This is a genomic window from Pedobacter sp. KBW01 (assembly GCF_003852395.1).
Classification (GTDB): domain Bacteria; phylum Bacteroidota; class Bacteroidia; order Sphingobacteriales; family Sphingobacteriaceae; genus Pedobacter.
In genome coordinates this window covers 130,607-145,357 of sequence record NZ_QAJQ01000026.1, presented here as the reverse complement: position 1 = coordinate 145,357, position 14,751 = coordinate 130,607, and the positions used below count along the sequence as shown (strand labels likewise).

The 14,751-nt window shown below is 39.6% G+C and carries 8 protein-coding genes; 5 read left to right on the top strand and 3 right to left on the bottom strand.

The genetic code is table 11. The features are described 5' to 3' along the window. Window positions 1–23 precede the first annotated feature (23 nt). The 5 genes from DBR40_RS22055 (at window position 24) to DBR40_RS22035 (ending at window position 7,776) form a co-directional block, all read left to right on the top strand. Complete coding sequence (locus DBR40_RS22055) at window positions 24–1,667, top strand: RagB/SusD family nutrient uptake outer membrane protein (RefSeq protein WP_124561899.1); 1,644 nt, start codon at window positions 24–26, stop codon at window positions 1,665–1,667. Window positions 1,668–1,839: 172 nt separating this feature from the next. Continuing rightward, entirely contained in the window at window positions 1,840–3,996 is a 2,157-nt protein-coding gene (locus tag DBR40_RS22050) for an alpha-N-acetylglucosaminidase (RefSeq protein ID WP_124561898.1), read from the top strand. Between the two features lie 288 nt (window positions 3,997–4,284). Then, the gene (locus DBR40_RS22045) at window positions 4,285–5,463 is read left to right on the top strand and encodes a TlpA family protein disulfide reductase (protein ID WP_124561897.1); all 1,179 of its coding nucleotides are present in this window, start codon (window positions 4,285–4,287) and stop codon (window positions 5,461–5,463) included. A 129-nt stretch (window positions 5,464–5,592) separates the two neighbouring features. Then, complete coding sequence (locus DBR40_RS22040) at window positions 5,593–7,011, top strand: glycoside hydrolase family 28 protein (protein WP_124561896.1); 1,419 nt, start codon at window positions 5,593–5,595, stop codon at window positions 7,009–7,011. Between the two features lie 354 nt (window positions 7,012–7,365). Beyond that, entirely contained in the window at window positions 7,366–7,776 is a 411-nt protein-coding gene (locus tag DBR40_RS22035; protein ID WP_124561895.1) for a cupin domain-containing protein, read from the top strand. A gap of 59 nt (window positions 7,777–7,835) precedes the next feature. Here DBR40_RS22035 and DBR40_RS22030 read toward each other — a convergent pair whose 3' ends face one another. From DBR40_RS22030 to DBR40_RS22020, 3 genes are all read right to left on the bottom strand, one after another. After that, the gene (locus tag DBR40_RS22030; protein WP_233603953.1) at window positions 7,836–10,199 is read right to left on the bottom strand and encodes a mechanosensitive ion channel domain-containing protein; all 2,364 of its coding nucleotides are present in this window, start codon (window positions 10,197–10,199) and stop codon (window positions 7,836–7,838) included. Between the two features lie 100 nt (window positions 10,200–10,299). Beyond that, window positions 10,300–13,119, bottom strand: coding sequence for a carboxypeptidase regulatory-like domain-containing protein (locus tag DBR40_RS22025; protein ID WP_124561894.1), 2,820 nt, complete (start codon window positions 13,117–13,119; stop codon window positions 10,300–10,302). Window positions 13,120–13,123: 4 nt separating this feature from the next. Beyond that, window positions 13,124–14,377, bottom strand: coding sequence for a 6-bladed beta-propeller (locus tag DBR40_RS22020; protein WP_124561893.1), 1,254 nt, complete (start codon window positions 14,375–14,377; stop codon window positions 13,124–13,126). Between the last annotated feature and the right edge of the window lie 374 nt (window positions 14,378–14,751).

Here is a 14,751-nt window from a genome sequence, read left to right as displayed (position 1 = left end):
TCACTGACTTAAAATCTTTAACAATGAAAAAATATAATTATGCTTTACTGGTAGTTTTGTTCCTTTTAGGGATAAGCTCTTGTAAGAAAAGTTTTTTAGACCGGGTTCCGAGTGATTATATCAATGAGGCAGAGGTTTTTGGCGATATCAATAATGCCGAAGGCTTTCTGAATAATATATATACTGCTATTCCATCATGGAATTATGGAGCAGGAAACTCTTATGTAACTGCGGCCATGACCGATGAAGCTAAACAACGTTGGGCAAATGGAGCTATTTTGTTTAATACCGGGGCATGGAATCCAAGTAACTTTTCTCCGCTTGGCGATGACTGGACAAATGCATATGCTAAGGTGAGGGCCTGTAATATTTTCTTAACCAATTTTGATCAGATTCCGGAAGACCCTAATGTTCCGGGCCGGAAAACTCGTTTAAAGGGCGAAGCTTTAATGCTGCGTGCATTTTATCATTTTGTACTTTTTAGGGGATGGGGTAAAATTCCGATTATGAATAAACCACTTTCGCCGGCAACAGATGGAGATGCGGTATTCTTAAAACGGAGCGAATACGCAGAAGTAGTGGGGTTTATTGAGAGTGATTTAAACGCGGCAATGCAAAACCTGCCAGCCAAGCAAGATGCGGGTTTGTGGGGCAGGGCTACCAAAACAATATGCCAGGCCATAAAATCCAGGCTGTTTCTCTACTATGCCAGCACCTTATTCAATCCGGCTAACGATGCCGCAAGATGGCAGAAAGCTGCTGCACTTTCTAAAGAAGCGATGGATGCAGCACTGGCACAAGGTTATACTTTAGAACCAAAATTTGTCGATGCCTTTTTGAAATATGCCAATACCGAATGCATTTGGGGACGTAACATTGGAACCGGAGGAGGTTCAGGTATTGATCAGGTAATGCAGCCCTTAGGTTATAGCGGCTGGACCAATTGCGGCCCGATACAGGATTTTGTGGATGCCTTTGAAATGAAAAATGGTTTGCCTATTCAGGATGCAGCTTCGGGCTGGGATCCTAAGCATCCTTATAAAGACCGCGATCCACGGTTTTATGCAACAGTTTTATACCCCGGGGCGAAATGGAAAAACAGAACGATCAATATTTACACTAACGATAAAGACAATGCCAACGAGCCCGGAACCAATTATTGGTGGCGAAAATACATTACAGAAAGTTTAAACTTAGCCAACAATTCAGGTGGGGTAAACAAATCGTTCTCTATTTTTAGAACGGCAGAGCTGATGTTAAACTATGCTGAGGCACAAAATGAAGTTGCCGGAGCAGATGTAAACGTTTACAATGCCATTAATCCTATCCGCAAAAGAGCAGGTATGCCCGATATTCCTGCCGGCTTAACCAAAGAACAAATGCGCGAGGTAATCAGGCATGAGCGCCGGGTTGAACTGGCTTTCGAAGGGCTCCGTTTCTGGGATGTTAGGAGATGGAAAATTGCAGAGGTGGTAGATAACAAGCCTGTTTTTGGGGTAAATTATACCATTTCATCAAGCAATGCTACCGATACCACTTTTACTTATTTTGAAGCTCAAAAACGGGTGTTCGATAAAACCAAGCATTACTTTCTGCCTATTCCACAAAGTGAGATAGATAAACTGAATGGTAAAAACCCCGATTTTAAACAAACCGAAGGCTGGTAGTCGAATTTAATTAAATAACAACGCTCTTGTAAGGTAGGCCATATTTGGGCCTGCCTTATTAATTTTATATTAGCAAAAAGAAGAAAGTATACCTTTACAATTAATAACCCTATCATAAAAATAAGAGTAGGAGGTAAAAGCCCCTCTCGCTAAATTTAGTCTACTATAGAAAATGAACTGTTTAAAAGGCAAAAAGTATATCCTGTTGTGCATTATCGTCGCTTGGTTAAACCCTGCCAAGGCACAGGTTTATCAGGCGGTAAAAGAAATAGCGGCCAGAAGAACCCCTTGGTTGGCTTCATCACTTACATTTAGTAGTATACCAGCCCAGGATGGAAAAGATGTTTTCGAACTTTCGACCGAAAACAATAAGGTTAAAATTGCCGCATCTAATGCCAATGCCGCAGCCGAAGGCTTAGGCTGGTACCTGAAATATTATTGCAAAAGAAGTCTCTCGCATTTGGGCGATAACCTTGAGCCTGTAAAAACCTTACCGCAAATTGCTGGCAAAGTGAAGGTGGTTTCACCATATCCATACCGTTATGCTTTAAACTATTGTACCATCAGTTATTCGATGAGTTTTTACAAGTGGAAAGACTGGGAGCGCGAACTAGACTGGATGGCCTTAAATGGGGTAAATCTCATTCTGGCGCCGGTTGGCATGGAAGCGGTATGGCAAAATACACTTAAGAAAATTGGTTATAGCGATGAAGAAACGAAGGCCTTTATACCCGGGCCTGCATTTGATGCCTGGTGGTTAATGGGGAATTTAGAAGGCTGGGGCGGACCGGTAAGCCAAACATTGATTAACCAGCAGGTAAAGTTAGAACAGCAGATCATTAAACGGATGAAAGATTTAAAGATCGAGCCGGTTATGCAGGGCTTTTATGGCATGGTACCTACAAGTTTAAAAAACAAAATGAAGGTTACTGTTGCCGATCAGGGCAAATGGGCAGGTGGTTTTACCCGTCCTGATTTTTTGGTGCCTACCGACCCTGCTTTTGAGAAGATTGCAGACATTTACTATGCCGAAATGAAAAAAATATACGGTGCGGGCTTACATTTTTTTGGGGGAGACCCTTTTCACGAAGGTGGAAATTCGAAAGGAGTGGATGTAGGTGCAGCAGCCACCGCAATACAAAAGCGTATGCAACAACATTTTCCTGGCAGTACCTGGGTATTGCAGGGCTGGCAATCTAATCCTTCGGCTGCTTTATTGAGTGGTTTAGATAAAAAGAAAACACTGGTAATCGAATTATTTGGCGAAAACACCAACAACTGGGAGAAACGAAAGGCTTATGATGGTACCCCTTTTGTTTGGAGCAATGTGAGTAATTTTGGTGAGAAAAACGGACTTTACGGCAAGCTTCAACGGTTTTCTGATGAAGTAAACAGGGCAAAAAGCAGTGCTTACGGTCAGTTTTTGGCTGGGGTGGGTATTATACCCGAAGGAATAAATAATAATCCGGTAGCTTACGATTTAATGCTGGAACTTGGTTGGCACCGGGATCTTGTAAAAGTAAATGATTGGATAAAAGGTTATCAGGATTACCGTTATGGAAAAAGTAATACTAAACTTAATGAGGCCTGGCAACTTTTATTGGAAACGGCTTACAGCAGTCCGGAAATATACCAGGAGGGGCCTTCAGAATCGATTTTTTGCGCAAGACCGGGAATGGCTATTAAAACAGTTTCATCATGGGGAACCCGCAAAAGAAATTATGATCCCGAACGCTTTGCCGAAGCCGTTAAGCTATTTGTAGCAGCTGGAGCTGACTTTAAGTCGGTAGAAACTTACCAAACCGATAAAATTGATTTTGTTAGGCAAGTGCTGGCCAATAAGGGTGATATTACCTACCAGAAAATGATATCGGCTATTGCTGCTAAAGATGCTGTTGTTTTTAAAAAAGAAAGTGCCCGGTTTGAAGAACTGATTTTACAGCAAGATTCGCTTTTAAGTGCCAGCAAATACTTTTCTTTAAACAGGTGGTTACAGCAGTCCATTGATTTTGGTAAAACCCCTGAAGATAAAGCCAATGCTTTAAAAAATGCAAAAACACAGATTACTTACTGGGGGCCAGATAATAATCCGAAAACCGACCTCCGCGATTATGCACACAAAGAATGGGCAGGCTTGCTTAAATCTTTATACCTTTCGCGTTGGCAGGCATTTACTGCAGATCAGCTGGCTAAAATAAATGGTGAACAACATGAGCCGCCCGATTATTTTGCAATGGAGTTAGCCTGGACTCAAAAACCTGATTTGTATGAGCTAAAACCACTCACGGCCGGGCAACTTGATCAGCTGATTGAGCAGATCTTGAAATAGTGAATACTCAGGCCAGTTGAAAAACTGGCCTGAGTATTTTACTCAATTGTGTGGTATGATAATCAGTACAATCTTTGCACAAACGTTTGTGTTTGTTAAAGCGTGTGTTATGCTATGTTTTTTAGAAGGTGTGTTGCTTAGTAAAGAAAAAGGCCACTAACAGAACCAGGTCTTTCCCTGCAATTTAACTTTCTGATAGTAAAAACAAATCAAACGTTTGTGCTTAATTTATAAATAGAAATAGACCGTTTCGGGCTAACTTAGGGGCAACGCTAACCAAAGTCAACTATGCTGCCATCCGAAAAAGTAAAACAACTCTTATTCATTCTTTTGCTGTTTGTAATCAGTTTTTATTCATCAGCACAAAATAAAACAGCTAAGTCAAATCATATCCGCATCAACTTTAGCGGAAAAAAGTTTGATCAGCTAAACCTAGTCACAACTGTTGAAGGAAATATAAAACGTTCATTTTCAGGTTATTCAAAAGATGGAATGGCCTGGGATTTTGCCTATCCTGATAGTCTTTATGAGCAAATCAGGTACTTTGATATCAATAATAAAAATGATGCAGATACTTCAGCCAATACGATAACATTATCAACTACTATCGGGGCTGATACTGTGTTATGTGGAAGTTGCCATTTCAGCAGAGGAGATGTAGCGCTTAATGCTTCATTTTTGAACATCAATACCTATACCGGGATGAGGTTTTTGAAAAAAAATGGAACTGAGGGATCGCGAACAGAATTAGAAAATCAGTTTTTTATTGGCCAGGTAAAGGATAGACAATTGCTTAGTTCGATGGAGGGCATAAAAATACGTTATAGTTTTTTTTACAAGGTAAGCGGTACTTATGAAGAGTCGTTAAAACAGTATATCACGCTTACTCAAAAATATCCCGATTCTTATGGCTTAGTGGCCGGTTTGGCTGGCAGGTTAAATTATTACAAATCGACCGACGATGTAGCAGCTGTTTTCAATCTCTTTTCGCCCAAAATTAAAGCCAGTTACTACGGCAAAGAAATTGCCCGGAATTTAGCATTTAACCATTTTGATAATGCAATGCTTAAACCCTGGAATAGCAATACACCCGAGGCAATTGTAACCGACCCGAATAAACCATCGCTTGTTGTTTTTTCGGCTTCCTGGTGCGTGCCTTGCCATAAGCAGTTGCCGATAGTTAAAGAACTTAAACAAAAGCTGGGCGATCAGTTGGATGTTGTTTACATCTCCATCGATGATAAAAATACGCTGGCCAATTGGAAAAAGATGACTGAAGCAGCAGAAATTCCCGGCAGAAGCTTACTTGCAATTGATCAGATGGAGCAGATACGGAAAAAATACTTTGTTCAAACCATTCCTTATTCATTTCTGGTATATCCCGGTGGCAAGCTGGAAGTGATAAATGTGAGCATTGAAGCAGATAAACAAAAGATTTATAAATTTATTAATAAGGGGAGTAAATAACGCGCTATTTTTAATCTACAGGATGCGACAGGATGGTTACGCCATTCATATTCTATATATTAACCACAAAATAAACAGCACGATTTGAATGTGCAGTTTAAGGTTAACCAAATATATTTGAAGTAATTTATGAAAAGCATCCCTATATTAATACTCACGGCCTTTATATTAATTACCAGTGCGGTTTCTGCGCAATTTAAAACACCCGATTGGGTAAGTAAGGCAGGCGCCAGAAAATTTAGTTTCAAGCAAAAAAAATACCTGGTTAACCAGTATGGAGCTTTAAATGACGGAAAAACCTTATCTACCAAAGCGATTCAGAAAGCCATAGATGATTGTGCAGCAAAAGGGGGAGGTACGGTTTCTTTTCAACCAGGCAAGTATTTAACCGGTTCTTTGTTCATTAAAACAGGTGTTAATTTCGAAGTGGCTAAAGGTGTGGAGTTGTTGGGTAGTCAGGATATTAAAGATTACCCCGAGATTGATACCCGTGTGGCAGGCATTGAAATGAAATGGCCGGCAGCACTGATCAATATCCTCAAACAGCACAAAGCAGCTATTTCGGGATCGGGATTGATTAATGCTCAGGGTAAACCTTTTTGGGATTACTACTGGAACCTGAGAAAAGATTATGATGCTAAAGGCTTACGCTGGATTGTAGATTATGATGCGAAACGCCCCCGAACCGTACTAATCGAATCGGCCAGCGATGTGATTGTGAGAGATGTAAATTTACAACAAGCAGGTTTCTGGACGGTACAAATCCTTTATTCGAGCTATGTAACTATTGATAAAATTACCATCAGAAACAATGTAGACGGGCATGGCCCCAGCACCGATGGTATTGACGTAGATTCATCGCTGTGGACTTTGATCCAGAATTGTGATATTGATTGTAACGACGATAATTTCTGCCTTAAAGCTGGTCGCGATTGGGATGGCCTGCGGGTAAACCGGCCAACTGAGTATGTGGTTATCCGCAATTGCATTGCCCGCAAAGGTGCTGGTTTACTTACTCTGGGCAGCGAAACCTCGGGCAGCATCCGTCACGTGTGGGCTACTGATTTAATCGGTTATGGTACAGGCAATGCATTAAATATCAAATCGGCTAAAACCAGGGGTGGTACTGTAGAAGATGTTTACTTCGGTAATATCACCATGGAAGGTGGCGGCAATGTAATTCAGGTTAATCCTAACTGGAATCCGGCTTACAGTTACTCAACCTTGCCTGCCGGGTATAATCCTGATTCAATCCCTTTGCATTGGACCAAGCTTTTAACCCATGTTGAACCGGCGAGTAAAGGCATACCAAAAATACAGAACATCAATGTTTTCAACGTGAATGCAAAAGATGTTAAAAAAGCCATCAATGCTGTTGGCTTCAGCGAAACCGTATTAAAAAATTTCAACTTTAAAAATTTGAACATTGCTACAGCAACTGCTGGCAACATCGAATTTGCCCAAAACTGGACTTTCGATCAGGTGAAGATTAATGCAGCAGATGCATCTACTTTAAAAGTATTGAATGCAATAGGTGTAAAGCCTTAAGCGAGAGCTGTTTCAGTTAAAACGATATGCGTTATAAATAAAAAAAGGTACAACAATCGCTGTTGTACCTTTTTATCTAAATTAACGCTCTCAATCTATGATTGATGCAGGGCTCTCACCCCCTGCAAGGGCAAAGGTATTAATTATTTGTTTTTTTGCAAATTCTAAATTGATTTTCTGATTATTTCTTGAAAAAAATGATGCTTTATAAAAAAGCTAAGGCTAAAAATGCCTTGTTCAGCAGGCTATTTGCCAAATTGAACCTCAATCAAATTCCTCCATATTCATCGCATAGCTATCTTTAAACCATCACAAGGATAGCGAATTGAATTGCTCCTTTATAAAATTAGTATCATGGAAAAATACAGGAAAATTATTTTTAGTGCCACTTTGGCTTTCGTATTAACAGCTTTTATAGCTCCCTTTAGCATTTTTGCCCAAAAAACAGGCATTATACGCACCAATCACCAAAGACACAATATTAGTGTCCCAGGATACGAAACCATACAGGCAAGTATTGCTTTTGAGCCCGGGGTTCAGTTTGGTATGCATTCGCATCCTGGTGAAGAAGTAATTTACGTGCTTAAAGGGACATTTGAATATCAGATCGAGGGGGAAAAACCAGTCCGGCTTAAAGCTGGTGAGGTGCTTTTTATTCCGGCAGGTAAAAATCACCGGGCTAAGAATGTGGGTAAAAATAAGGCTGTAGAATTGGCAACCTATATTGTAGAAAAGGGGAAAACCCTGGTGGTAATGAAACCTTAAATAATAAATTTACCGAAAGGGATGATAAAAACAGCCCTTTCGGTAATGGTTTAATGAATTTATAAAATCTCGATTCCTTTTTCCTCGAGCGCTTCAAAAATATGTGCGTTTACCATGCTTTTGGTTAGTTCGGCCTGCGAGATATCCTTACACCAGAAAAATATCCGTACATCACTGCTGGCTCTGCTCACCGGACTGATCATAATTACAGGTTCTTTATTCACAAATACATTGGTGTTTTCGATAATTACATTGCGGATCAGGCTGGTTACTTCTGATGAGTTGAAAGGCTTAGCGATGGAAAGTACAATATCAACACGCATCTGGTTGTTGCTCAATGTCCAGTTGATGATGTTGTTGGATAGGATAGAACCATTTGGGATAATGATTTCGGCACCTTCATCACTTAACAAGGTACTAGACCTTACACCGATTTCTTTTACCCTTCCTTTTTTATTGCTCAGCTCTACCACGTCGCCAATGCGGATGGTTTTATCAAAAATAAGGATGATACCCGAAACAAAATTGCTTACAATGTTTTGTAAGCCCAATCCAATACCTACACCCAAAGCGCCCAATATCACTGTTATTTTATCAATAGGCAAGCCAGAGGCTGCAACAGCAATTAAAAAGCCACTAATGAGTAAAACCAGGCGGGTGACCAATAGCTTGGAGCGTTCGCCTTTATTGTCATCCAGTGCATCATCGCCCACATCGCCAAAGAAATAGGCAATGTATTTTTGTAAGAAATTGGCGAGCCAGATAATGGCCAGAAACAGCACCACACCTCCCAGTGTGAAAGAGAAGCTGCCAACAATCCTTCTTTGGGTAAGTTCGTCGGTAATGGCCGAATAAATACTGTTGAAAATATTTAAGTTGGTTGTAAAAATAACAGCCCAGATGATAATGGCACCTGTTGAGGCAATGCGTTTTAAGCCGGCGGTAACAGGTATCCAGTCAAAAAACTCTGGGTAGCCTTTTCTAATCCTGCTGCTTTTCATTTGAAGTAAAAAGGCCTCGACAAACATTTTAGCAAGTACAATTAGTGAAGTGGCATTCAGAAAAGCGCTTACACCTGTGTTGTAAAAAATCTGCGTTAGCGTAAAACGGCCAAAAAGGTTACAAAATGTAGCAATAAAGGCAAATACGATGTAAATAAAGCCTGTTGATATCAGTAGTTTATACTTCTTGTATTGTTCTTCGAGTGTGCGCCAAACGATAATGCCATAGGTGGTAGCCCCCGTGCTTAGTGCTAAAAGTAGCCAGCGCTGATAGCGTGGCGGCATACCCAAGATGCGGAGGATTACTGGTGCAAAAAGAAACAGTACAAATACACACCATTGGAAGAATAATTTTTTAGGTAGTTTTTTCCGGAATAAAAAGGTAAGACAAATAGCCAGCAGTATGTGTACCGATTCGATATACAAGGCGGGGGCGCGCAAATCGAATACTGGTGCGAGCGCAAAAAGCATAATTAAGGTAACCAGGTATGGTTTTGGCGAAAGCATGGTAAAGTTAAAATCTTCCACTGCTTCGAGCCTGTCGCGTTGTTTTAGACTCCTGAAATTAAAAAATACCCAGCAGAAGAAAACCAGGCAGGTAAACAAAAGCAAAGCACGACTGCTTCTGGTGTAAACGAAATAATAAGCAGATATCTGCTGCTCGCTATTCATAAACTTTCTGAAACCCATGCCTTTGTTGGCGCGCTTGTTAACCGATTCCCACAGGTAGCGCCTTTCTTTGCCAAATGCTTTTATGCTAACGGCACTAAGCTGGCTATCGGTAAGGTACATCAGCTCTTTAATGTTAATCAGGTTGGCCGAGGTGCGTGCCTGCTGGTTGTTAATGGTTAAGGAGGCGTTTTTAATCAGGCTATCCATTACCACCCGCTTTTTCTTCAGTTCGGAAAACTGTATCTTAAACATTTCGCGCAAGGCGGGCGTGGTAAATATTTTAACCAGTACTGAATCTTTACGCAGGTTAAGTATTTCTGTTTTTAACTTGCGGAGTTCTTTTTCGTACGCGTCAAGATCGGCCAAACAATCGCGGTTATTGCTTTGAAGTTCTTCCAGCAGGGTTTCGTCCATTTGCAGGTTCTGCAGGTTAAGGTTCCGGTCTGCGTTGGTTAGGCGGCTTTTTAAAAGTGCAAGAGCAGCTTCATCCTGCGTGAGGTGCGCATCAATTGGTTTAAGCTTGGTAAACGAATTAACAGTAACGGGCACCTTGTTTACCACCTCAAAAACTTTTTCTAATCGAAAGAGATAATCACTTTTGGTTAGTATAGCAGAATCGGCCAGAAAAGCAGTTTCGGGGTTCTTGTCAGCTGGTTTGCCGGTTTGAGCAAAAGCAGAAAAGAAAGAAAGGGCAATGCAGGCCATTACCAGGAAAACAGTGCGCAAATGGGAAGAACTTTTTATAATCATTTTCTTTTAACGAAAGATTTTGTAGCCAAAAGTAAATAATAGAAAATAAAAAAGCGTTCTCCTTTTCGGGGAGAACGCCTGAGTACTAAATTTTAACATCTTACTTTTTAGGCGCGTTGGTACCAAACTTTCTAGGATAATAAGAAAGCGTCACCATAAAATATTGTTGCAATACATTTTTTGTACTTGTAGTGAAGCTGTTTACGCTTGCATAGTTAAATACGCTTTTGTTTTGGCGCAATAAATCAAGAGCCGAAAATTTCACTTCCGCATTATTGCCTTTGGTAAAACGGTACGTGGCATTTGCATTCCAGATCGCAAAATTAATGGTTTCGCCAACCGACGGATTGTTGTTGTTGAAATTGATGTTACTGCTGAGTGAAAACTTTTTGGTGAAATTATAATTTCCGCTGAAAGAAGTAGTTAGCGTAATGTTTTTATAGGTCGTACCCAAGGCACTTTGTTTAGCTACACTGGTAACAATGCCTTGTGTGGCTTCGAAGGCTAATTTATCCTTATAGGTGTAAGTGGTTTGCAGGCTGTTGTTAGTAGAGAAGTTGTTAGAAAAATTAAACAAAGTATTGGTATAAGTTGGGTTTTTACTAAAATTAAAGGAAGTATTAAAACCCAGTTGCAATTCACTGGTTTTTAGTTTAAACGACTTACGGATATTTCCACTCAAGTTGGCATACCTATTACCATTCGCATTGGTTAAGTAAACTGTTCTGCGATTCTGTTGATCGATAAAAGTGCTATCTACAATATCATTATCAACTATGCCCGCCGAGCCATTGATATTAAAGTTCAATGTATTTTTACTTTTCATATCATAATGATAAAAATTGATATTGATCGAACGGTTTAATTCCTCTTTCAGGTTCAGGTTACCCCTTTGTAAATTATATAAGTTGGTACTGTCGGTTAAGGGTGCGAGTTGGTGAAGGGTAGGGATATTTACCTGGGTACGATAGCTGAGGTTTAAGCTCTCCTGATAGGTGCCGATTTGATAGTTTGAGGCGCTTACCGAAACAACAGGTACAAAATTTCGATAGGTTCGCCTTAGGTTTTGAAAAGAGCGGTCAGAAGTATTGTTTTGATTAATGACTTGTTGTGCAGCGGTAATTTTAATGCTTAATGATTTATAATAACGATTACTTAGGTTTTTAGAAAACGATTTGCTTAATGAAATTCCGGGAGTAAAATCGGTAACATTGGTTTTTAGGTTATTGGAAAGGTAATTATTCTGCTTGTAATTCCCGTTTACAAAATCTTCAATAAAATTATGTTCTTCGCTATTGGTCAAAGCCAGTTTGCCAGTAATTTCAGCATCAAATCCACTTAGGTTAGCATTGCCAAAAAAGATCGATTTCAAATTGGGCAAACCTAATATCATGGTTTGTGATAAATTCTTGCTATCCGTTTGGTATTTTCGGTTAAAGTCGCGGTTGTTGGCGCTATTTAATAAATCTCTAAATTCCGTTATTTCTGTTCTGTCGTTATTACGGTTGTTTATGCTAACATCATAGCTGGCATTAAGTGATTTAAACCGCTGTTTCCAATTGTTGTAGTTTTGGTAGTTGTAACTTGCCCTGAAAGTGAAATCGGTATTGGTATAGTTACTTTGCCCCATGCTGTTGTTGGTACTGGTAAGCTGCCGGGCATTATTCTGTGCACTTCTGATATTTGAATTACTATTATCCCCTTTTTCTGTATTGAATGATTCGCTCAAATCTAAGCGATGACTTTTTTGGTAATAATTGTAGATTGAATTAAAGCGGTGCCTATCGCTGGTATTGGATGAAGTGGTATTGCTGTTCGCGTAAAGCTGGTTATTATCGGCAATGGTGGTGATGGTTTGCGCATCGCCTATGTTTGATGATTCGAGATTTCTAAAATAATAATCGGCCGTTATCGAACTTTTATTGTTCCAATCTTTACTATCGGGCTTAAAATTGTAGGTCATCTGCGCTCCGGCTACATTACCTTTATTCAATCCGCTTTGCCTGAAATCCGATTGGTATTCAACCGAGGTGCCAACACCTTTGTAAGTACTGTTTCTGATCAGCGTATTAATATCATTGGGAATCTTATTGATATCGTTTGATGCCCCGATGACGGATAGCTGGAGCTTGGGGGTACTAAAGTTTAAATTGCCATCAAACTGGTAATGCTTGTCCGTCCCATAGCCGGCACTTATTTTGCCGAAGTAGGATCGGTCTTTCCCTTTCTTTAATTTTAAGTTGGCCACTAGGTTGCTGTCTAGTGGTTTATCTCTATCAGCGGTATTGAAAATCTGTATCTTCTCTAAAGCATTTTTTGGGATGTTTTGCAAAGCGATTTTATTGTCGCCACCAAAAAATTGTTTTCCATTAACGGTAAGTTGCTTCACCTCACGGCCATTAACCGTAATAATACCATCACCCCAAACGGTGATGTTCGGTACTTTTTTCAAAAGGTCTTCTACCGTAGCATTGGTATCGAGCTTAAATGCAATGGCATTAATTTCTAAAGTATCGTTATTGTACGAGATAGGAGGCACAGTAACGGTTACCTCTTGCAAGTTCACATCCTGCGGGTTAATGATAACGTTTTTAAGGTCGAGCACAGTTTGTCCCTTGGGAATAGTAATGTTTTTTTGGATAGTTTGGTAACCAACGTTGCTAATATCCAGTCGTAATGGCTTATCGATTGGCAGGTTACTAAATTTGAACTCGCCATAATTGTTACTTAGCTGATAATTGATTACGGTATTATCGGCCTTGTAAATAGAAACTGTAGCAGCTTTAAGCACATAATTGTGCACCGTATCTCTTACTATACCTTTAATAGTGCCCGTGGGCGCTGGGGTTGCGGTTTGGGCAAAAGAATAACCTGTTCCTAAGCAAAAAATGCTTAAAAGGAATAAAAAATGAGCGCGCATGATTTTAGATTTGCTTCGGTTTTAAGATGATAATTACAGGATTGCTTTTTCGGTCGCCGGTTTTAAAATATTTTTCGAGCAGGGGCGGATACTGGGTTGTTTTACCGGCACTACGCTCTTTAAAAGTAAACATGGCCAATGCAGAGTAACTGGTATAAAACCTTTTATCTTCATAGGCTAAGAATCCACGGTTTTCGAAATCGTAGGTAAAACCTGAATCAGTTACTGGTAGGAAACTCGAAAGACTATCTGGCTCTAAATCCTGGAAAGATAACAACTCAGTTGTTTTGGTGTTATAAATCAGGCTTTTCTTCTGGTCTTTATCCCAAAAAATGTTTGATAGTTTCAGGTAAAGCTGATCGCCAATTAAATAACTGCTGCCAATACCATGAATCATTTTCTTGTTTTTTTCGAAGTATTCGAACCTTTTTTTAACATAAGCGGGATTGGTGATAAAATCTTTAGGCAGGGTGTTTATGGCCGGAAAAATAAATTTATAAGCCAGTTCCATTTTTTTTGCATTGAGCTTGTACAACCGGTAATCGTAATATCTGGTGTAAAAGGCCTCGTTGTCATTGTATTTGGTTATTGGATTGTCGCCATACCAATCGTCTCTTTCGAAAAACTTATCGTCGATTTTAAAGTAGCCCACGGTATCTTTCTTTTTTTTGTCGATGGTAACAAGCGAATATCGGGTACTGTCTTTACCTTTTTTGATATAGGTATAAGGCCTGAGCACAACATCGCTATTGGCGAAAGATAATTTTGGTGAGTAATAATTGAAGTTTTTAACTTTTTTTACAAAGTTGCCTTCCAGGGTAAAATACTGTACATTGTTTGGGGTGTAAACGGCAATGTATTCGGTATTTCCTTCTGTTACCATTGTAAAACCATGTGTTACCGCTTTTTCCTTATCGGCCTTTTCTGTTTGCAGCTTGGAGGCATCGATTTTTGTGAGGTATTTTCCTTCATTGGTAAAAACCAGGACTGCGCGGGTGTCATAATCGTAAATTAAAAATTTATTGCCGGCAATTTTAAGTTCAGCAATATTGCCGAACAAACTTTCTTTGGTGGTTTCCAGCGGAACAAATTTAACTTCGTCGAAAATCTGCGAAACTGCGGCTCCGCGTGCACTTTGCGGGTCGATTCGTAAGGTTACAACATGCGAGCTGTCAATTACTCCTTCTTGCGAAAAAGCTGTGAGGGAAGAAAGGCAGGTTAATGCCAGTAAGCATAAGTTATGCTTGAAGCGTTTCATAAGTGTGTTTAGATTTGGTGTGCCGCAATTGCGGTTAACAATAATAACTATAAAATAAGTTTGCTACAACTCAGGAGTTTAGATTTAACATTTTTTAAGGGTTAAAAAATGCAGATTAATAATATAGTTTGTTTTTTAGTTTGCTAATTGTTAGTGTATTATAGACTTGGTGTAAATAATCACGCAAACGTTTGCCTGAATTTAAGTGCCAGAGGCATTGGTTTTATTGGCTGATTATTTGATTTTGTATTTTACCAAACGATTTTTGTTAAAAAAGCATTATACTGGATTATATTGCAGGGAGTTTACTAAGCGATTAATAAAAATGTTTTTGTTTGAGTAGCACTGACATTAAAATTTATTCGTCTCGTTGC